Annotated in this window: 16 protein-coding genes; 6 read left to right on the forward strand and 10 right to left on the reverse strand. The window is 67.8% G+C overall.

Annotation, left to right across the window (positions count from 1 at the left end):
- From V7050_RS06280 to V7050_RS06310, 7 genes are all read right to left on the reverse strand, one after another.
- The coding region (locus V7050_RS06280) for an aldo/keto reductase (RefSeq protein ID WP_324374933.1) at positions 1–1049 on the reverse strand (1049 nt) is incomplete at its 3' end.
- A gap of 164 nt (positions 1050–1213) precedes the next feature.
- A complete protein-coding gene (locus V7050_RS06285) occupies positions 1214–2521 on the reverse strand; it encodes a branched-chain amino acid ABC transporter permease (protein ID WP_324374931.1) in 1308 nt (435 codons plus the stop codon).
- Positions 2518–3531, reverse strand: coding sequence for a branched-chain amino acid ABC transporter permease (locus tag V7050_RS06290; RefSeq protein WP_324370184.1), 1014 nt, complete (start codon positions 3529–3531; stop codon positions 2518–2520). Before V7050_RS06290 ends, V7050_RS06285 begins: the two co-directional genes overlap by 4 nt.
- 6 nt (positions 3532–3537) lie before the next feature.
- Positions 3538–4242, reverse strand: coding sequence for an ABC transporter ATP-binding protein (locus tag V7050_RS06295; protein WP_324374929.1), 705 nt, complete (start codon positions 4240–4242; stop codon positions 3538–3540).
- Positions 4239–5030, reverse strand: a complete 792-nt coding sequence (locus V7050_RS06300) for an ABC transporter ATP-binding protein (RefSeq protein ID WP_324374927.1) — start codon at positions 5028–5030, stop codon at positions 4239–4241. Before V7050_RS06300 ends, V7050_RS06295 begins: the two co-directional genes overlap by 4 nt.
- 60 nt (positions 5031–5090) lie before the next feature.
- Positions 5091–6275: an ABC transporter substrate-binding protein gene (locus V7050_RS06305; RefSeq protein ID WP_324374925.1), complete on the reverse strand. Its 1185-nt coding sequence runs from the start codon at positions 6273–6275 to the stop codon at positions 5091–5093.
- Between the two features lie 163 nt (positions 6276–6438).
- Complete coding sequence (locus V7050_RS06310; protein ID WP_324365862.1) at positions 6439–7515, reverse strand: Mrp/NBP35 family ATP-binding protein; 1077 nt, start codon at positions 7513–7515, stop codon at positions 6439–6441.
- Positions 7516–7838: 323 nt separating this feature from the next.
- Here V7050_RS06310 and V7050_RS06315 point away from each other — a divergent pair, with 323 nt between their 5' ends.
- The 4 genes from V7050_RS06315 (at position 7839) to V7050_RS06330 (ending at position 12708) form a co-directional block, all read left to right on the forward strand.
- Entirely contained in the window at positions 7839–8075 is a 237-nt protein-coding gene (locus tag V7050_RS06315) for a DUF1127 domain-containing protein (RefSeq protein WP_324365863.1), read from the forward strand.
- Between the two features lie 57 nt (positions 8076–8132).
- The gene (locus V7050_RS06320) at positions 8133–8342 is read left to right on the forward strand and encodes a DUF1127 domain-containing protein (protein ID WP_324365864.1); all 210 of its coding nucleotides are present in this window, start codon (positions 8133–8135) and stop codon (positions 8340–8342) included.
- 405 nt (positions 8343–8747) lie between these two features.
- Positions 8748–10097 (forward strand): uracil-xanthine permease family protein, encoded by a 1350-nt coding sequence (locus V7050_RS06325; protein ID WP_324365865.1) that lies wholly within the window; start codon positions 8748–8750, stop codon positions 10095–10097.
- A gap of 301 nt (positions 10098–10398) precedes the next feature.
- Entirely contained in the window at positions 10399–12708 is a 2310-nt protein-coding gene (locus tag V7050_RS06330) for a hypothetical protein (RefSeq protein WP_324365866.1), read from the forward strand.
- Positions 12709–13047: 339 nt separating this feature from the next.
- On the opposite strand, the gene V7050_RS06335 is transcribed toward V7050_RS06330, so the two are convergent.
- The 3 genes from V7050_RS06335 to V7050_RS06345 all read right to left on the reverse strand — a co-directional run bounded on the left by V7050_RS06335 (position 13048) and on the right by V7050_RS06345 (position 17437).
- A complete protein-coding gene (locus V7050_RS06335; protein WP_324365867.1) occupies positions 13048–15408 on the reverse strand; it encodes an ATP-dependent helicase in 2361 nt (786 codons plus the stop codon).
- A 221-nt stretch (positions 15409–15629) separates the two neighbouring features.
- On the reverse strand, positions 15630–16049 hold the full coding sequence (locus V7050_RS06340; protein WP_324365868.1) for a universal stress protein: 420 nt from the start codon (positions 16047–16049) through the stop codon (positions 15630–15632).
- An 11-nt stretch (positions 16050–16060) separates the two neighbouring features.
- A complete protein-coding gene (locus V7050_RS06345; protein ID WP_324365869.1) occupies positions 16061–17437 on the reverse strand; it encodes a YjiH family protein in 1377 nt (458 codons plus the stop codon).
- Positions 17438–17798: 361 nt separating this feature from the next.
- Between V7050_RS06345 and V7050_RS06350 the strand changes: the two genes are divergently transcribed.
- Both V7050_RS06350 and V7050_RS06355 read left to right on the forward strand, forming a co-directional pair.
- Entirely contained in the window at positions 17799–19688 is a 1890-nt protein-coding gene (locus V7050_RS06350) for a monovalent cation:proton antiporter-2 (CPA2) family protein (RefSeq protein WP_324365870.1), read from the forward strand.
- A gap of 230 nt (positions 19689–19918) precedes the next feature.
- Positions 19919–21179 (forward strand): ATP-binding protein (locus V7050_RS06355; protein ID WP_324410399.1); only part of this gene is annotated, 1261 nt, incomplete at its 3' end.

Genomic DNA, 21179 nt, shown 5'->3' on the forward strand with positions numbered 1-21179 from the left:
GGAGCGTCGGGATCACCGCCGGCGTCGACAGCCGACGGGTTCTTGCGGGTGTTCACCTCTGTCGAGAGCGTCAGCGCGGCGGCGGCGACATCGGTCGCGAGCTGCCGCATGCTCGTCGCGCCGATGATTGTCGAGGCCATGAAAGGGCGGCTCATGCAGAAGGCCAGCGCCATCTGCGCGGGGTCGAGCCCGTGCTGGCGGGCCAGCGCCACATAGGCGGTCACCACCGGCGCCGAGGCCGCGCTCCGGCGTCCGAAGAGCGTCGGGTTGATGGAGGCGCGCGACCCCGGCGGCACGATCCCGTCCTCGTATTTGCCGGAGAGAAGCCCGGCGGCCAGCGGGGAATAGGCCATCAGCCCCACATGCTCGTGGTGGCACATCTCGGCCAGGTCGAGGTCGAAGATGCGGTGCAGGAGGCTGTATTCGTTCTGGATCGACACGATCCGGGGCAGGCCGTGGCGGCGCGCGAGTTCGAGGCATGTGGCGAGGCCGAAGGCGCTTTCGTTCGACAGCCCCACGTGCCGCACCTTGCCCCCGGCGACGAACCCGGCGAGCGTCGCGAGAATCTCATGGAATTCATCGGCTTGGCCTTCCGGTTGCCGGGTCGGATCGAAGGTCCAGCTGCGGCGGAAATGGTAGGAGCCGCGGTTGGGCCAGTGGAGCTGGTAGAGGTCGATATGGTCGGTCTTCAGGCGCTTGAGGCTGCCGTCGAGGGCGGCGCGCAGGGTGGCGGGGCCGATCGGCGCGCCATCGGGACGCACGTTCCGGTTGCCGGCGCCGGCGATCTTGCTGGCGAGGATGACCTCGCCGCGGCGGCCGGTCCGCTCCAGCCAGGCACCGATGATGCGCTCGGTGTCGCCGGTGGTCTGCGCGGCGCTCGGCGTCGTGGGGTAGAGCTCCGCGGTGTCGATGAAATTCATCCCGTGATCGAGCGCGTAGTCGATCTGGGAAAAGGCCTCCTCGGGAGTGTTCTGGCTGCCCCAGGTCATGGTGCCGAGGCAGAGGCGGCTGACCTCGAGATCGCTCGTTCCGAGGAAGGTCCTCTGCATGGTCGCTCCGAATTTCGGGAGCGCAGGCTGGCCCGGGGCGCCTTCGGGATCAAGCCGGATTCGGCGGCTCGCGGCCCATGCACAATCCATGCACGGGGTCGTGCACGCGGCATGCACCGGCCCTGCGAGGGGCCCACCGGGCGTCCCGCGGGCCGGGAGCGCCCCTAGCGGCGCGTTCGCTCGGGGATCAGGCCGCTCGGGGCGAAGCGGAGCACCAGGAGCAGGATCAGGCCCATCAGGAAGAGCCGCAGATGCGGTGCGGCGGCGAGCATCTGGTCGCGCAGGGGCCCGCTCTCCATGCCGCTGGTGAGGCGGTTCATGATGAGCGTGCCGGCGGGCTCGGCCATGACCCAGAGATACCAGATCAGGAAGCCGCCGAGGATCGCGCCCCAGTTGTTGCCCGAGCCGCCGACGATCACCATGACCCAGATCAGGAAGGTGTAGCGCAGCGGGTTGTAGGAGCCCGGCGTGAACTGGCCGTCGAGGGTCACCAGCATGGCGCCGGCGATGCCGACCACCGCCGAGCCGAGCACGAAGACCTGGAGATGCCTCCCGGTGACGTCCTTGCCCATGGCCTCCGCCGCGTCGCGGTTGTCGCGGATGGCGCGCATCATCCGGCCCCAGGGCGCACGCAGCGCGCGCTCGGCCAGCCAGAGCACGATCAGCAGCACCGCGGCGAAGAGGCAGGCGTAGGCCAGCCGCGCGACCACGGCGGCGGCGGTAATGGTGTCGGTGCCGAAGCGCGCGGCGAGATCGGCGATCCAGGGCGCTTCCTGCAGCACCCGCTCGTCGGGCACCGGCCGCGGCAGGCCGGTGACGTTCTTGACCCCGCGGGTCAGCCAGTTCTCGTTCTTGAGGATCGCCAGGATGATCTCGGAGATGCCGAGGGTGGCGATGGCGAGGTAGTCGGAGCGCAGGCCGAGCGTGAGCTTGCCCACGAGATAGGCCGCCCCCGCCGCGAAGAGCCCGCCCACGGCCCAGCCGATCAGGATCGGCAGGCCGAGGCCGCCGAGATAGCCGGCCGAGGCCGGATCGACCGCCTCGATCGCCTCGCTGGCGGGATCGAGGAAGATCCGCATCACGAAATAGCCCGCCACCACCGTGGCGAGGCCGAGCGGCTTGCGCAGCGACAGCGGCGCGCGTTCGCGCACATAAAGCGCCGCGCCGAGGGTTCCCACGATCGCGAGTGCAGCAAGGCCGAGATTGACGCCGCCGGCGCCGAGCGCGCCGGGGACCGGGGGCATGGAGACGAGCACGGCGCCGATGCCGCCCAGCGCCGCGAAGCCCATGATGCCGACGTTGAAGAGCCCGGCATATCCCCACTGGATGTTGACCCCGAGCGCCATGACCGCCGAGATCAGACAGAGGTTGAGGATGGCGAGCGCGAGCGTCCAGCTCTGGGCGAGCCCCACCGCGACGATCAGCAGCGCCATGACGGCATAGAGCAGGACGCCGCGCGTGGTCTGGCTCATATCACGCGCCCCCGGAAGATGCCGGTCGGCCGCACCAGCAGCACGATCACCAGGATGATAAAGGAGACCGCGAACTTGTAGTCGGTGCCGAGCATCTGCACGAGCCCCGCGGGCGCCCAGGATTCGGGCACGAGATAGGTCAGGAAGCCCTTGTAGGCATAGGTCACCACCACCTCGGAGATGGCGATGACGAAGCCGCCCGCGATGGCGCCGAAGGGCTGGCCGATGCCGCCGACGATGGCCGCGGCGAAGATCGGCAGCAGCAGCTGGAAATAGGTGAAGGGGCGGAAGGACTTGTCGAGGCCGTAGAGCGTGCCGGCGATGGTGGCGAGGATTGCCACCAGGATCCAGGTGATCATCACCACCCGGTCGGGGTTGATGCCCGAGAGGAGCGCGAGATCCTCGTTGTCGGAATAGGCGCGCATCGCCTTGCCGGTGCGCGTGCGCTGCAGGAACCAGAAGACCGCCGAGACCACCACGACCATGACCACGATGGTGATGATCTGGCTGGTGCGGATCGCGAGCCCCTGATCGAGCCCGGTCAGCGCCTTGAAGTCGCCCACCTTCAGCGCGAAGCGGGCGCCGTCCTCGAAGCGCTGGTCCCCGGTGCCGATGATGAAGCGCGTGATGGCGTTGTAGATGAACATCACCCCGACGCTCGCCATCACCAGCACCACCGGCGGGCTGCGCCGGGCGCGGTAGAAGCGGTAGACCCATCGGTCGGTCACGAGCAGGAGCAGGATCGCGGCGAGGATCCCCACCGGCAGGGCGAGCAGCGCGGTCGGCAGCGGGCCGAGGCCGATCCCCTGGCCCTGCAGCCACCAGGTGAAGAGGATCACGATCGCCGTGCCGAAGGCCATGGTGTCGCCATGGGCGAAGTTCGAGAAGCGCAGCACCGCATAGATCAGCGTCACGCCGAGCGCGCCGAGCGCGAGCTGCGCGCCGTAGGCGATCGCCGGGATCAGCACGAAGTTGGAGAGAAGGACGAGGGCGTTGAGGAGGTTTTCCATGGCGCCTCAGCCTCCCAGGAACGACCGGCGGACTTCGGGGTCTGCGAGCAGTGCCGCCCCGGTGTCGGTGAAGCGGTTGGAGCCCTGCACGAGCACATAGCCCCTGTCGGCGATGTTGAGCGCCTGGCGGGCGTTCTGCTCGACCATGAGGATGGCGATGCCCGTGGCGGCGATGTCGAGGATCTTGTCGAAGAGCTCGTCCATCACGATCGGCGAGACGCCGGCGGTGGGCTCGTCGAGCATGAGCACCTTGGGATGGGTCATCAGCGCGCGACCGACCGCGACCTGCTGGCGCTGGCCGCCGGAGAGCTCGCCCGCCGGCTGGCGGCGCTTTTCCTTCAGGATCGGGAAGAGGTCGTAGACCTGGGCCATGGTGCCGGAGAAGTCGTCGTCGCGAATGAAGGCGCCCATCTCGAGGTTCTCCTCGACGGTGAGCGAGACGAAGACATTGGATGTCTGCGGCACGAAGCCCATGCCGGCCCTGACACGGTCCTGCGGCGTGAGCGCGGTGATGTCCTGGCCGTCGAGCCGGACCTGGCCCTCGCGCAGGCGGAGCATGCCGAAGACCGCCTTCATGGCCGTGGACTTGCCCGCGCCGTTGGGGCCGACGATGACCGCGATCTCGCCCTGTTCCACGGCGATGGTGCAGCCGTTGAGGATGTCGGCGCCGCCGTAGCCGCCGGTCATCTTCTCGCCGATGAGGAAGCTCATGCGCCGGCTCCAGCCCGGGCGGGGCGATCCTTGAGCCCGCGGCCGAGATAGGCCTCGATCACCGCCTCGTTCTTCAGCACCTCCTCGGGCGTGCCTTCGGTCAGCACCTTGCCCTCGGCCATGACGATCACCGGGTCGCAGAGCCGGCCGATGAAATCCATGTCATGCTCGACCATGCAGAAGGTGTAGCCGCGCTCCCGGTTCAGCCGCAGGATCGCGTCGCCGATCGTGTTCAAGAGCGTTCGGTTCACCCCGGCGCCGACCTCGTCGAGGAAGACGATCTTGGCGTCGACCATCATGGTGCGGCCGAGCTCCAGCAGCTTCTTCTGGCCGCCGGAGAGGTTGCCGGCGCGTTCCTCGGCGACATGGCCGATCTCGAGGAAGTCGATGACCTCCTCGGCGCGGCGGCGCACCTCCGCCTCGCGGGCGCGCACGGCGGCGCCCCGGAACCAGGCGTCCCAGAGCACCTCGCCGGGCTGGTCGGCGGGCACCATCATCAAGTTCTCGCGCACGGTGAGGGTGGCGAATTCATGGGCGATCTGGAAGGTGCGCAGCAGCCCCTTGTGGAAGAGCTCATGGGGCGAGAGGCCGGTGATCTCCTCGCCGTCGAGCCAGACCCGGCCCGAGGTGGGCTTGTAATGGCCGGCAATGACGTTGAAGAGCGTGGACTTGCCGGCGCCGTTGGGGCCGATCAGCCCGGTGATCGAGCCCTTGGCGATCTCGATCGAGGCGCCGTCGACCGCGCGGATGCCGCCGAAATGCAAATGGAGGTCGTCGACGCGGATCATGGGACGCTCCCGGCTTCGGCCCGGTCCGGCGACGGCGCGCCGGACCGGGCCGGGAAGGGATCAGCGATACTCGATCGTGACCGGGGCGTTGTCCTGGATCTCGTAGACCCGGTAGCTGCCCTTGGCCTCGCCGGGGCCGATCAGCTCGACGCCGGTGGCCCCCTGGTAGTCGATGTCGGTGCCCGCGGCGGCGAGTTCCAGCCCCTTGGCCAGTTCGCCCGCGAGGATCGGCTCGCCCGGGGCATTGGCGACGTCGAGCAGCTTGTCGCGGATGCCGGTCCGGTCGGGACCGCCGGCGGCGGCCATGGAGAGCGCGATCAGCGCGGCGGCGTCGTAGCTCTCGGGCACGTAGGTGCCGGTGGGATCCATGCCCGCGCCGGAGGCGAGTGCGGCAAACGTGTCGGCGCCTTCGCCCTCGACGCCCGGAAGGGTGCCGATGACCTTGCCGTTGATGTCCTCGCCGATCGAATCGATGAGGCTCTGCCCGTACATGCCGTCGGGGAAGATGAAGCTCTCGAAGGCGCCGGTGTCGAGCGCGGCCTGGGTGATGCCGACGCCGCCCTGGTCGACATAGCCCGCGACGATCAGGTGCTCGGCGCCGGAGGCCTGGAGCGCCGCGACCTCGGCGGAATAGTCGCCCTTGCCGTCCTCGTGGGCGGCGACGATCGCGACCGTGCCGCCGGCGGCCGCGATGGCCGCGGCGATGGCGTCGGCGAGGCCCTTGCCGTAGTCGTTGTTGGTGTAGGTGATGGCGAAATTGTCGAGGCCGCGGTCCTTGAGCACGTCGGCGATCACCTCGCCCTGGCGCGCGTCGGAGGGCGCGACGCGGAAGAAGAAGCCGTTGTCGTCGATGGTCGAGAGCGCCGGCGAGGTCGCCGAGGGCGAGACCATCACCACGCCGTTCGGCACGGCCACGGAATTGGCGATGGCGATGGTGACGCCCGAGCAATCCGCGCCCAGGATCGCCGCGACGTTCTCGGCGGTGATCAGGCGCTCGGCGGCGGCGGTGGCGGCAGCGGCGTCGACGCAGGTCGAATCCGCGCGGACCGGATTGAGCGGCGCCCCGAGCACGCCGGATTCGTTGACCTCGGCGAAGGCGAATTCGGCGCTTTCGGCCATGCCCGGCGTGATCGATTCCAGCGGCCCGGTGAATCCGAGGATGATGCCGACGTTCACGGGGTCCTGCGCCGAGGCGGTGCCGGCGATAAGCACGCTGGCCGCGGTCGCGAGTAGCAGTCTGTTCATGGAAGGCTCCCTGAGGTGTCCGTTCGTTTGTTGGGGAATGCCGGATTGGCGAGGGGCCGCGCCGGCAGAATCACCTCAGCGCACCATATCTCTTTGCGGATTCGAGACAAGACGGCCAAAAATCGAGAGAGCGACGGGGGTTGCGCGCGGAACGTGTCGCCGGTCAGACGATGCCGCCCTCGATCAGGCGCCCCGCCACCGCGGCGAAGGCGGCGGCCTGCGCGCCGTCGGGCTCGGCCGCGGCGACCGGATTGCCCGCGTCCCCGGAGCGGCGGATGGCGATGTCGAGCGGAATCTCCCCGAGGAAGGGGATGCCGAGGCGCCCGGCTTCGGCCTTGGCGCCGCCATGGCCGAAGAGATGCGCCTCGTGGCCGCAGTTCGGGCAGATGTAGGTGGACATGTTCTCGATGATCCCGAGCACCGGAACCTTGGTTTTCTCGAACATGTCCAATGCCTTGCGCGCGTCGAGCAGGGCGACGTCCTGGGGCGTGGAGACGATGATCGCGCCGGTGATCGGGTAGCGCTGCGAGAGGGTGAGTTGCACGTCGCCGGTGCCGGGGGGCAGATCGACGATCAGCACGTCGAGCTCGCCCCATTCCACCTGCCCCATCATCTGCTGCAGCGCGCCCATCAGCATCGGGCCGCGCCAGACCACCGCCTCGCCCTCCTTCAGCATCAGGCCGATCGACATGATCGTCACCCCGTGGTTGTGCAGCGGGAGGATCGTCTTGCCGTCGGGCGATTTCGGTCTTTGGTTAACGCCCATCATGCGCGGCTGGCTCGGCCCGTAGATATCGGCGTCGAGCAGCCCGGTGCGCCTGCCGGCGCGGGCCAGCGCCACCGCCAGATTGGCGGCGACGGTGGATTTGCCCACGCCTCCCTTGCCGCTGGCGACGGCGATGATGTGCCGGACGCCGGGCACCGGCGCGGGGCCGGCCTGCGCCGTGGCGTGGCGGCCGATCTTGAGCGCGGGCGGCGCGGCCTTCGGCGCGGGCCCATGGGCGGTGAGGAGCGCGCTGACCCCCGCGACACCGGGCAGGGCGGCCACCACGGCCTCGGCCTGGGCGCGCAGGGGCTCCAGCTTCGGGCCTTCGGCGGGGTCCACCTCGATCACGAAGCGGACGCGGTCGCCCTCGATCGTGAGCGCGCGCACCACGTCGGCATCGAGGATGCTGCCGCCGCGCCCTGGCATCGCAACGCCGCGAAGGGCTTCGAGCACGGCTTCTCGGGTGATGGGCATGGTCGACTTTCTGCGCTGGCTGGGAACGGGACTCCTCTGCCGATAGTTCGTCCCGAACCGCGGCGAGGGCAAGGGCGGATGCCGGCCCGCAGTGGCGGGGACCCGGGTCCGGGAGGTGTTCAGGTTGACCATGTTGCGTCGCACAATGTGATGTCGCGAGGCTTGGATCTGGCGAGATCATGTAAATAACTTATTCATAACAATATTTTGAATGCCATGCATCGGATGCATGGCGGCCATGGCTCCATGGGGCTTGCAGGGGCATGCGGTCTCCTTATCTTGCAGTGCAACAACAACGGAAACGCTCAGAACCGAATGCTGACATGAAGGAGGCAGCCATGACTGCTCTTGTCGACCGGCCCGGACACGCGTTCCGAAACGGAACCGCGAGCGGGCTCACCCGCCGCCTCGTGGCCCTGCGCGACGCATGGTCCAGGCACAAGGAAATCAACGCGCTGCGCGACGAGCTGCAGCGCCTCAGCGACCGCGAGCTGGCCGATATCGGCATCAGCCGCCTGTCGATCGGCGACATCGCGCGATCGGCCGTCGCGAGCAAGTGACACATCCGGCTCGCGCCCGGCAGGGCGGCGGGCCAAAGCGAAGGAATGGAGACTGAAATGACCCATGCAATCACCTATCCGGCCGGCGCCCATGGCGCCCACGAGGACGGGCTCGTCGCCCGCATCGGCAAGCAGCTGGCCGAGTGGCGGATGTACCGCCTGACGCTCAACGAGCTCCGGACGCTGAGCCGGCGCGAGCTCGAGGACCTCGGGATCGCCGAGGCCGATCTGCGGCACGTCGCCCGGGAGGCGGTGCGGCGCGCCTGAGCGAGCCACCGCGGAAAGAACGACCAGAGGGCCGGGCCATGTGTCCGGCCCTCTTCGTTTCGACGGCCGGCCGGCGGCGGGGCCCGCCGGGAGGGGCCGCGATGGCGGCCGATTTGCCGGCCCGGGCGAGACGCCGGGGCTCGACCGAAAGGCAATATTGTCATACGATAAGGTGCGATCAGGCTCTGAGGCAAAGAGCAGGCAACAATTCCGCGAGGTCTTCGCTATGGATGCTCGGCAAGAACGGCACCATACGGGCGCGGGATACCCCGGATCGTCGGGCACGCCGGCAAGGCTGCTTCGAACTTGTACCGCAGGTGAAACGCGTTTCACCAGCCTCGTTCCGGGCGGGCATTCCGGACGGCTGTCATCATCAACAAGCGAAGAATACCACAGGGGAGAATAATGGAAGAGAAGACAGTGTCGGGAATCCTGTCCCATGAACACACCAAGGCGCATCTGACAGACGTCAACTACATGCCGCCGCTGATCGAGGCGGTGCCGCTCGGCATCCAGCACGTGCTCGCGATGTTTGTGGGCAACGTCACGCCGGCCCTGATCATCGCGAGCGCCATCGACGCGCCGGCCGAGATGCGGGTCTTCCTGGTGCAGGCGGCGATGTTCGTCGCCGGGGTCGCGACGCTGGTCCAGACCCTCGGCCTCGGGCCGATCGGGGCCAAGGTGCCGATCGTGATGGGCACGAGCTTCGGCTTCGTGCCGGTCATCATCCCCATCGCCCAGACCAGCGGCCTGCCAGCTGTGATGGGGGCCTGCTTCGTGGGCGGCCTCGCCATGGCGCTGGTCGGCTTCTTCATCCGCCATGTGCGCTTTCTCTTTCCGGCGGTGGTGACGGGCACCTTCGTGCTCCTGATCGGCATCATCCTGCTGCCGGTCGGCTTCGCCTATGTAGGCGGCGGCTTCGGGGCGGAGGATTTCGGCGCGCCGCGGCATCTCTGGGTGGCCTTCCTGGTCTTCTGCATCACCGTGGGCATCAACCAGTTCACCAAGGGCTTCCTCTCCGAGATGGGCGTGCTCCTGGGCATCGTGGCGGGCTATCTGGTCGCAATCCCGCTGGGAATGGTCAATTTCTCCAGCGTGGGCACCGCGAGCTGGGTGGCGCTGCCGCAGCCCTTCGCGATCGGGCTGGAATTCGTTCCGGTGGCCATCATCGGCGTCGTCGTGATGTCGATCGTCACCAGCGCGGAATCGATCGGCGACATCGCCGGCACCGTCATCGGCGGCGCCAACCGCCAGCCGACCTCTCGGGAGCTCTCAGGCGGCGTGATGGCGGATGGTCTGGCCAGCAGCTTCGCGGCGATCTTCAACGCCTTCCCGCAGATCAGCTTCAGCCAGAACGTGGGCCTCGTGGCGCTGACCGGGGTCGCGAGCCGCTACGTGGTCGCCATCGGGGGCGGCTTCCTGCTGATTGCCGGCCTGTTCCCGAAGGTCGGGGCCTTCGTGACCACCATCCCCAACGCGGTGCTGGGCGGCGCGGTCATCATCATGTTCGGCATGATCGCCTCGGCGGGCATCAAGATGCTGTCGCTGGTCGATCTCAACAAGCGCAACATGATCATCATCGGCGTGTCGGTGGCGGTCGCCATCGGCCTGCGCGGGCAGCCGGCGCTCTATGAGCACACCTCCGCCGGCGTCAAGGCGATGCTGGAGTCCGGGCTGATCCCGGGTGCCGTCGCGGCGATCGTGCTGAACCTGATCCTGCCCGGCAAGGAGGTCATCGACCACGGCGACGAATAGGGTCGTCGGCGCCCCCGGCGGGAAATCGCCCCGGATCGCGCCTCATCGAGGCCGGTCCGGGGGTCGATTCAAGCAATGGCGCGGCTGTTGCGGGCGCCTTCGGGTAACAGTCACGTCAGGAGCGCGTGGCCGCGCAATCGGCGGTTCGTTCCTGCCAATCTTATCGGGCGCAACTGGGGTCGTCTTGTGGTAGAGTCATTGCGGCTCTCGTGTCGGCTTCAAGGTCGCGATCGGTGGGATGTCAGGCTTGCTGCGGAGTATTCTGAACTGGTGCAGAGATCGTCTTGCGTCGCGACCGCAGATGGGGCTGAGCGCGGCGTCATTCAATTATCTTCTCGCCGCGTCGGCCATGGCGCTCACGGTCCTTCTGGTTGTCGGGCTTCGGGCTTCGAGCGTTGGTCCACTCGAGGAGACATTCGGGCGCATCTACGTGGAGAGCCCCGAGGTCTATACGCGCCAACGGCTCGTGAACGACAGGTATCAGCAGGAGTGGTGGCTCAACCGGCGATTGGAGGTGCTCGATGACGCCACGAATCTCATCGAGGGCTTTCGTTCCGAAGTGAGCAGCGCCCGTATCGAGGTCAGCCTCGATCAGCTGCTCGCGCTTGCGACGGGGCGCGGTGGCTCCGATGCGTCCGGCGAAACGGCGAGGGGCCGGGACGCGCAGACCGCAAGCGGCGCGGGGGGCCGACCCCAGGAAAACGGGGCATCGGATCAGACGTCCGTCTCGTTTCAGACCGATTTCGCGTTGCGCGCCGCTGCCCGGGACAACCTGCGCCAACTCCTTCTCGAGAATGCGCTCGATGACCGGCACGACCTCACGGGGAACACGGTCTACGGGTTCAAGTTCGATACCGTTGTCATCCCCGGGTCGAATACGACCCGCAGCCCGGCCGTCATCGTCGAACTGCCCCCACCGCCCTTTGCCGACAAGTCGGCTGCAGACATCATTTCTTATGCGACCGTGCCTCCGGTCGAGGCTGATCCCGTCTTCAAGCGGGTGGAGCAACATTACAAGAACTGGCTGTACAACATAGAGAAGCGCTTGAACGGTTTCGTCGAGGGAGTGTGCAATCCCAGGTCCGGCCTTTCCACAGAGGCATTGGGAGAGTTCCTGGAATATACACTGTATCTGACAAACAATGAGGCGAACCAGACGATAGATGCGCTCGGTACAAATGTACCCAACATGGGTGGGTCTGAATCTGACGGGAGGCTTGAAACCGTCAGGCTGGAACTTCCCAAGCAATGGCAAAATAATACTGTGCTGAATGTGCACATATCTGATGGTATGGTAACGTCATTTGATGTCAATACAAGATTGATTCAGATATACATAATAAAGAATAACACGGGCATTGCGGGGGCGCTCAACTATGTAGTCAAGAATGAGGAAGGACAAGCTTCAGATGCCATCAGGCTCTGGCGCACGCAAAGCTGCGCATCCCGCGCCGACGATGCGGGTTCGTTGAATTGCGACGTCAGTGCTGGGGCCTCTGCCGATTTCCACATCTATGTCCCTTCTTCCGACTACCAGGCCTTCACGGATACGTTCTCCCAGGCGGTTTCGGGGTTGGGCGCGGTTGTGAAGGACCGTCCGATCTCGAGCTTCGAATTCGAAGAGGGGGAATTCGACGGCTGGGCGATCACGGTGGATGCGGGGCTGTTCCGCTTTCTCGATCGGGCGCAACAGGTGGAATCCTACGCTTACGCGGCCTTCCCTCGCGGGGACGTGGAGGGGGTCGTGGTGGATGCATTCCGGTCCGTCGATGTCGACGTGACTGGCCCGGTCAATCTCGGTGCCAGTGAGACGGAACACTCGGGCGGCATTCGGGCCGAACCTCGGCTTCTCAACTTCGCCGGCGGCGGTACACGGCAGGAACACGGTACGAGGAAGGGTTTCGATTTTGGCTGGACGATCGTCCGGCCGGGTTTGCAGACGCCGACACTCGCCTCCCAGCTCGTCCTGGTTTCCGTTCCCGCCTATAGTGACAGACTTTCCCTGACGGTCACGTCAGGCTGGCTCGATCGGGACTATGTACGGCGCGAGGCCTGGACCGATCTGAGCCTGGAAGAGCGCCTGGACCGCCTGCTGGACGGCGCGGATCGGATGACCATGGAGGTGCACCTTCCACCCGACTACGATGCGATCGACAATATGATGCTGCCCGGCACGTCCCGTCTCGGCCCCAAGATCGACGAGTTGAGCCTTTGCGAGAAGGAGCTCCACATCGCCGCCGACAAGCCGGCCGACATCGTCATTCCCGGAGAAAGGCTCTGGCGCTCGACGGTCGTCACGCTGGGCGGTCAGAAGGCGACGAAGATCCAGGTGCTCCCGGACATGCGCGGGATCATCGCGACGTTCGATCCTCTCAGCGAACCGATAGGGAGCGCCGTTCCCGGCCGTTCCGGTGAGGATGCAGCAGCGACCGAATGGCTGGCAGCAAGCGGCGTAGCTCCGGAATCCGTGCCGGTGCCGCTGTCGGTCTGGACGAGCCAGGGTGTCGACAGCCTGCCGAGCTACGTGTTCGTCCACCCCGCCGGCAAAGAGAAATCGGGCGCCGACGGCGAAAGCGTGTCGGCCGAGACCTCAGGCGCTACGGAACGATGATGCCACTCTGGCTCCCGCAGAGGCAGGAGCTTCCGACGGGCAGTGGCGAGACCGTGCAGATCCCGGCGTCGGTCTGGCATTTGGGGCTGTAGGTCTGGACGATCTCCGTCGAGTCCCCTTGCGCGGACAGCCGATTGCGTTGCGTATCGGTTGCCGCCCTCGCAACCAAGACGACAGCGGCCAGACACGCGGCGGCGGCACACGTCACGAGGACCTTGCGGCGCACACGTCCTCCGCCCTTGTTCGGTACTGACATGCAAGCTCCTGCCCGTTTTTCAGGCTCCATAGCACGGGCCGATGCTGTTTGCCACAGAGCTGTTCCCTGAGGCTCAAACGGCCTCAGAAGGGCACCGCGTCGGCGACGGTGACGAAGCGGGCGACGACGTTCTTGGTGCCGGCCTTGTCGAAGTCGATGGTGAGCTTGTCGCCTTCCACGGCAGTGACGGCACCGTAGCCGAACTTCTGGTGGAAGACGCGGGTTCCGGGCTCGAAGGCCGGGGCGGCGTCGATGTCGATGACGATGTTGCGCGCCTCCTTCGGCTGCGCCATCGGGCGCTCGCCGGCGTGGGCCTGCATGCGGCGCCAGCCGGGCGAGTTGTAGACATCGGCCCTGGCGGCGGCCTCGGCGAGGGTCGGGCCGGATTGCGGGGCGGCCGCGCCGAACCCTCCGCCATAGAGGCCGGGAGGGGTCAGCACCTCCACATGGTCGCCGGGCAACTCATCGACAAAGCGCGACGGAAGCTGCGACTGCCACTGATTGTAGACACGGCGGTTGGCGGCGAAGGAGATCGTGCAGAGCCGCTGGGCGCGGGTGATGCCGACATAGGCGAGGCGGCGTTCCTCCTCGAGGCCCTTCAGCCCGCGCTCGTCCATGGAGCGCTGCGAGGGGAAGAGGCCGTCCTCCCAGCCGGGCAGGAAGACGGCCGGGAACTCCAGGCCCTTGGCGGCGTGGAGCGTCATGATCGAGACCTTGGGCGTGCCCTCCTCCTGCTCGTTCTCCATGACCAGGGAGACATGCTCGAGGAAGCCCTGGAGGTTCTCGAATTCGTTCAGTGCCTTGACCAGCTCCTTGAGGTTCTCCAGCCGGCCGGCGGCGTCGGGGGACTTCTCGGCCTGCCACATGGCGGTATAGCCGCTCTCGTCGAGGATGGTCTCGGCGAGCTCCACATGGCCGGCGGTGCCGTCGCGGATGGCGGCGTGCCATCGGTCGAAGCCGGCGACGAGCTGGCCGAGCGCGTTGCGGGCGCGGGCGGGCAGGCCGCCGGATTCCGCGATACGGCGCGCGGCCTCGAGCAGGCTGACGCCGTTCTCGCGGGCGGTGCGGTTTATTTCCTGCAGCGCCTTGTCGCCGATGCCGCGCTTCGGGACATTGACGATGCGCTCGAAGGCGAGGCCGTCCTCGGGCGAGACGGCGACGCGGAAATAGGCCATGGCGTCGCGGATCTCGGCGCGCTCGTAGAAGCGTGGGCCGCCGATGACGCGGTAGGGCAGGCCGATGGTCAGGAAACGGTCCTCGAAGGCGCGCATCTGGAAGCTGGCGCGCACCAGGATCGCGATGCCGTCCGGCGGCACCGGGTCGAGGCCGCGGGTGCCGCGGGCCAGCGCCTCGATCTCCTCGCCGATCCAGCGCGCCTCCTCCTCGCCGTCCCAATGGCCGATCAGGCGGATGCGCTCGCCCTGGGGTAGGTCGGTCCAGAGCGTCTTGCCGAGGCGGCTCGCGTTCGAGGCGATCACCCCGGACGCGGCGGCGAGGATGTGCGGGGTCGAGCGGTAGTTCTGTTCGAGGCGGATCACCTTGGCACCGGGGAAATCCTTCTCGAAGCGCAGGATATTGCCGACCTCGGCACCGCGCCAGCCGTAGATCGACTGGTCGTCGTCGCCGACGCAGGCGATGTTGTGGTGGCCGCCGGCGAGCAGGCGCAGCCAGAGGTACTGGGCGACGTTGGTGTCCTGGTATTCGTCCACGAGGATGTATCGGAACCAGCGCCGGTAGGTCTCCAGGATGTCCGGATGCTTCTGCAGGATGTCGACCACATGCAGCAGCAGGTCACCGAAGTCGCAGGCGTTCAGCGTCCGGAGCCGCTCCTGATAGAGGGCGTAGAGCTCCGGGCCGCGGTGGTTGAAGGCGCCGGCATCCGCGGCGGGCACCCGCTCGGGGCCGAGCGCCCGGTTCTTCCAGCCGTCGATCAGGCTCGCGAGCTGGCGCGGCGGCCAGCGCTTGTCGTCGATGCCGGCGGCCTGGATCAGCTGGCGCAGCAGCCGCAGCTGGTCGTCGGTGTCGAGGATGGTGAAGCTCGACTTGAGCCCGACCAGCTCGGCGTGGCGGCGCAGCATCCGCGTGGAGAGCGCATGGAAGGTGCCGAGCCAGGGCATGCCCTCGATGACGCCGCCGACCAGCCCGCCGACCCGGGCCTTCATCTCGCGCGCCGCCTTGTTGGTGAAGGTCACGGCGAGGATCTCGTTGGGCCGCGCGCGGCCGGTGTTCAGGAGATGCGCGATGCGCGCGGTGAGCGCACGGGTCTTGCCGGTGCCGGCCCCGGCGAGGACCAGCACCGGGCCGTCGAGCGCCTCGACCGCGGCGCGCTGGTCGGGATTGAGGGCATCGAGATAGGGAGCGGGCCGCGCCGCCAAGGCGCGCGCCGAGAGCGACGGCGCCGCGGCCTCGAAGGCGTCCGCTTCGTCGGAGAGGGGGCTGCTCATGAGCCGACCCTAATCCGGCCGGCGCGGAATGAAAAGCCTCTGTTCACCATGTGTTCGGTGGGCATGCCCGGAAATGGCCGCAGGGCGCAGCCCAGGTTGCTCTCGTGGCGCGAAACCCTGCCGGCTGCCCGTGCCGATGCAGGGGCGAGCCGGCGAAGACATCCCGCTCGTGCGGTTCGGCCGCAGAATGCGGAGCCCCTCGCGCCGGCCGCCCCCGCCCGTCAGTGGCGCAGTACCATCACCGAGCAGGCCGCATGATTGGCGACACGCGAGGCGACCGAGCCGAGGGCATAGGCGACGGCGCGGCCCTTCTGGCGCGCATTGATCAGGATCAGCGTCGCGCCGATCTCGGCCGCCACATCGAGGATGGCGGGGGCGACCGGCCCGTAGCGGACCACCTGCCGGTCGACCTTGAAGGGCGCGGCTTCGGCCACGTCGGCCAGCCGGACGCCGGCTTGCTCCTGCATCGCCTCGATCGTGCCTTTCGGGTCGGTGTCCGTCGCGAGATAGATCTCGGGCACCACCGTCATGAAGACGATGGTCGCGCCGCGCCCGGCCCGTTCGGCGAGCTGCGCGAACAGGGCGGCGCGGTCGGTCTCCGATCCGACGTTGATGGGGACGAGAACCGTTTCGGAAGTCATCGCGCTCTCCCTCAGAAGACGACGTAATGCGCCAGAAAGATGGCGATCGGGGTCGCGATGATCGTGCGGATGACGAAGATCATCGCCAGATGGCCGACATTCAGCCCCAGGTTGGCGCGCAGCAGGATGGCACCGACCTCCGACATGTAGATCAGCTGCGACACCGACAGGATCGCGACGAGGAAGCGGGTTTCCTGGCTCTCGATGGACTTGCCGATGAGGGCCGGCAGATACATGTCGGCGAAGCCCACCACCAGCGAGGGCGCGGCGGCCTCGGCCTCGGCGAGCCCGGCCCAGTTGAGGATCGGCACGAAGGGCGCCGACAGCCAGTGGAACACCGGCGTGTATTCGACCAGGACGAGCGCGATCATGGCGATCGCGACCGTGGCGGGCACCAGCGAGAACCACATGAAGACGAGGTTGTCGAAGCCGTTCTTGATGAACTCGGGGAAGTTCGGCGCGATCCGGGCGCGGGCGAGGCCGAGCCGCGTGCCGGCCTGTACCAGCGTCTCGCCTTCGCGCACGGTGGCATCGATGTGGTTCGTGGTGCCGGCCTTGTAGTCGTCGGGCAGCCGCGACAGCGGCGGGATGCGCGGCAGGATCAGCGCGCAGACGAAGCCGATGATCAGCACGCAGCCGTAATAGGCGAAGAACACGTCCGACAGCCCCACCAGCTTGGCGATCACGTAGCAGAAGGGGATCGACACGATCGAGAAATTGGTGGCGACGACCGCGGCCTCGCGTGTCGTATAGACGCCCTTGTCGTATTGCTGGACGGTCAGCATCACCCCCAGCGCGGCGGCGCCGAGCCACGAGGCCAGCCCGTCGATCGCCGACCGCCCCGGCAGCCGGAACAGGAAGTGGAACGACTTCGACAGGAGCGCGCCGACGAATTCCATGAAGCCGTAGTCGGAGAGGAGCGGCAGCCCGAAGGAGGCGAGCGCGAAGAGGGCCAGCAGGTTGGTCATCAGCGCGCCGACCACCGTCCCGCCGGTGGCGCCGGAAATGATCCATTCCGGACCGGTCCCGGTGGTGTAGAGCACAGTGAAGACCGCGCCGAGGCAGCGCAGGCCCGTCCAGACGGCGGTCGTCCGGAAATACTGGACCATCATCGGCGTCGAGGGCTTGCCGGGGCCGTAGCTGTACCAGAGCGTCAGCACCGCCGAGGCCATCGTGACGACCACCAGCGCCCATTTCAGCAAGGCGCCGAAATTGCCGTTCAGCCAGTCGACCATGACCCCGAACGGGATCGTCCATGTGTCGCCGCCCGGAACCGGCATCAGGAAGAGGGCGGCGCCGAGGGTCGAGGGGATGATGAACTTGAGCCAGTTCGATGTGCTTCGGTCGTCGCTCTGCGCCGCTGCGGCGACATTGCCGGGATTGGTCATCTCGCTACCTTGGATCTTTGTGTCGGGGGATCTTGTGGCTGGCGGGGCTTCGGCGCCCCAGGGAATCCGATGGGCCGCAGGCGGGCCGCCGCGTCCGCGGCCGGATGGTTGCCGGGACCGGCAAGCCGCGGCACGTCGTCTCCGGACGCAGGCTGATCGAGCGTCATGGCCCCCCCTTGAGCACCTGGCCGATCGAAGGGGCCAAGAGCGCCAGATTGCAACAATCCGACCGTGGAGGCAACGCGTGGCGTGCAGTCGGATGCGGGCGGCAGGGCGAAAGCCCGGGGCATCGCCGCACGAGATGTTGTCATGGGCGGCCCCGCACACGTAGGATGTGGTCATTCCGCCAAGGAAAGCGCGCATGCAGCAGGTCCTGCTGGAAATCCTGGTCTATCTCGTGGCGGCGGTCATCGCCGTGCCGTTCAGCCAGCGGCTCGGCTTCGGCTCGGTGCTCGGCTATCTCGCCGCCGGGGTGGCGATCGGACCGGCCTTCGGCTTCGTCGGCTCCGAGGCCGAGGATCTGCGCCATTACGCCGAATTCGGCGTGGTGCTGATGCTGTTCCTGATCGGGCTGGAGCTCGAGCCGCGGGCGCTGTGGAACATGCGCCAGAACCTGATCGGGCTCGGCGGGCTGCAGGTCGCCGCGACCCTGGCCGCGGTCGCGATCTTCTGCCGTTCGGTGGGCCTGGGCTGGAGCGAGGCCATTGCGATCGGCATGATCCTCAGCCTCTCCTCGACCGCCATCGTCATGCAGACCCTGAATGAGAAGCGCCTGACCCGGACCGAGGGCGGGCGAGCCAGCTTCGCGGTGCTGCTCTTCCAGGACATCGCGGCGCTGCCGTTTCTTGCGATCATCCCGCTGCTCGCGCTGGGCGGCGGCGGACACGAGGCCGAGGCCCATGCCGCCACGGCGCTGATCGACGCGCTGCCGGTGTGGATGCGCGCGCTCCTGATCGTCGGCGCGGGGGTGGCGGTGATCGTGGCCGGGCGCTACCTGACCCGGCCGCTCTACCGCTTCCTCGCCATGGCGGGGCTGCACGAGGTCTATGTCGCCGCGGCGCTGATGTTCGTCGTGGGCATCGCGGCGATGATGAGCGTCCTGGGGCTGTCGCCGGCGCTCGGCACCTTCCTCGCGGGCGTGGTCATGGCCAACAGCGAGTATCGCCACGAGATCGAGAGCGACATCGCGCCCTTCAAGGGGCTGCTGCTGGGGCTCTTCTTCATCACCGTCGGCGCGAGCATGGACCTGCGGCTCTTCGCCGACGCGCCGCTGCGGGTGATGGGGCTGGTGGTGGCGCTGATGGTGATGAAGATCCTGATCCTCCACGGGCTCGCGGTGATGTTCCGGCTGACCGGGCGGGACAGGGTGCTCTTCACTCTCTCGCTGGCCCAGGCCGGGGAATTCGGCTTCTTCCTCGCGAGTTTCGCCGGCCAGAGCGGGGTGGTGCCGCACGGGCGGGTGGATCTGGTGCTGCTGGTGATCTCGCTGTCGATGTTCCTGACGCCGGCGCTCTTCGTGATCCACGACCGGGTGATCGCGCGGCTCAGGGCCGGGCCGCGGCGTCCGGACGACGACATCGACGAGGAAGGCGTGGTGATCATCGCCGGCATGGGCCGCTTCGGCCAGGTGGTGAACCGGCTCCTGGTCGGGCTGGGGCACAAGACCGTGGTGCTCGACAGCCATCCCCAGGTCATCAACCGGATGCGGAAGTTCGGCATCAAGGCCTTCTACGGCGAGGTCACCCGGCCGGCGCTGCTCGAGGCCGCCGGCATCGCCCGGGCCAAGGCGATCGTGATCGCCATCGACGACGCGGACAAGGCGGTCGAGGTGGCGCGCTATGTCAGCCAGCGCCATCCCGAGGTCCGGATCGTCGCGCGCGCCCGCGACCGCCACCACGTCTACCAGCTCTATGCCGCCGGCGCCCCGGTGAGCGTGCGCGAGATGTTCGACAGCTCGGTGCGCGCCGGCAAATACGCCCTGGTCGCGCTGGGCTATTCCGACGACGAGGTCGAGCGGGTGGGGCGGACCTTCTTCGACCACGACCGGCACATGCTCGCGGAACTGGCCGAGCTCTGGGACCCGGACAAGCCGATGGAGGAGAACGACGCCTATATCGCGCGCGCCCGCGCCCAGGCGGCGGAGATCGAGGCGCTCCTGCGCGGCGAGCTGGCCCGGCCGCGCAAGGGCGCGGAGAAGGCGGAGAAGGCGGAGAAGGAGGCCGCGGAGGCCGCCGGCAAGGCCGCGGAATAGCGCGGCCGGCGGGCGCCTTCCATGCTGGCGCGCAGGCGTGAATCCGGTGTCGAGGCGTGTCACATGCCGAGGCCCGGTCGATGCGGGCGCCGGCAGGATATCGACGGCCGCGAAGCGGGCCGGCGATTGCGCGCCGGAGAATCCCGACCCGCCCGGCCGGGGCGTCGTTGCAATGCAGCATGGCAGCGACTAACAGTTTTTCGATCCGGCGACTGCGAGGGATTCGCCCCATGGCCAGCTTCAAGAAGATCCTGATCGCCAACCGCGGCGAGATTGCCATCCGGGTGATGCGCGCCGCCAACGAGATGGGCAAGCGCACCGTCGCGGTCTTCGCCGAGGAGGACAAGCTCAGCCTCCACCGCTTCAAGTCCGACGAGGCCTACCGGATCGGCGAGGGGCTGGGGCCGGTGGCGGCCTATCTCGAGATCCCCGAGATCATCCGCGTGGCCAAGATGGCCGGCGCCGACGCGATCCATCCGGGCTACGGGCTCCTGAGCGAGAACCCGGGCCTGGTGGACGCCTGCGACGCCGCGGGCATCGTCTTCATCGGGCCGCGGGCCGAGACCATGCGCAAGCTCGGCGACAAGGCCAGCGCCCGGCGCGTGGCGATGGAGGCCGGGGTGCCGGTGATCCCGGCCACCGAGGTCCTGCCCGACGACATGGCCGAAGTGCGGGCCATGGCCGAGGCGGTGGGCTATCCCTTCATGCTCAAGGCGTCCTGGGGCGGCGGCGGCAGGGGCATGCGGCCGGTGATGAGTGCGGCCGAGCTCGAGGACAAGGTGCTCGAGGGCCGGCGCGAGGCGCTCAACGCCTTCGGCAACGGCGAGGGCTATCTGGAGAAGATGATCCTCAATGCCCGGCACGTCGAGGTGCAGATCCTCGGCGACCAGCACGGCGGGCTCTACCATCTCTGGGAGCGGGACTGCTCGGTGCAGCGGCGCAACCAGAAGGTCGTGGAACGCGCGCCCGCGCCCTATCTGACGCAAGGGCAGCGCGAGGAGCTCTGCGCGCTCGGGCTGAAGATCGCGCGGGCGGCGGATTACCAGAACGCGGGCACGGTCGAGTTCCTGATGGACCGCGATTCGGGCGCCTTCTATTTCATCGAGGTCAATCCGCGCATCCAGGTCGAGCATACCGTCACCGAGGAGGTGACCGGCATCGACATCGTGCGCGCCCAGATCCTGATCGCCGAGGGGGCGAGCATCGCCGAGGCGACCGGGGTGGCGAGCCAGGCGGAGGTGAAGCTCAACGGCCACGCGATCCAGTGCCGGATCACCAGCGAGGATCCGCAGAACAACTTCATCCCCGATTACGGCCGGATCACCGCCTATCGCGGCGCGACCGGGATGGGCATCCGGCTCGACGGCGGCACCGCCTATTCCGGCGCGGTGATCACCCGCTTCTACGACAGCCTGCTCGAGAAGGTCACCGCCTGGGCGCCGACCCCGGAGATGGCGATTGCGAGGCTCGACCGGGCGCTGCGGGAATTCC

The organism is Amaricoccus sp., from assembly GCF_036846665.1.
Lineage (GTDB): Bacteria > Pseudomonadota > Alphaproteobacteria > Rhodobacterales > Rhodobacteraceae > Amaricoccus.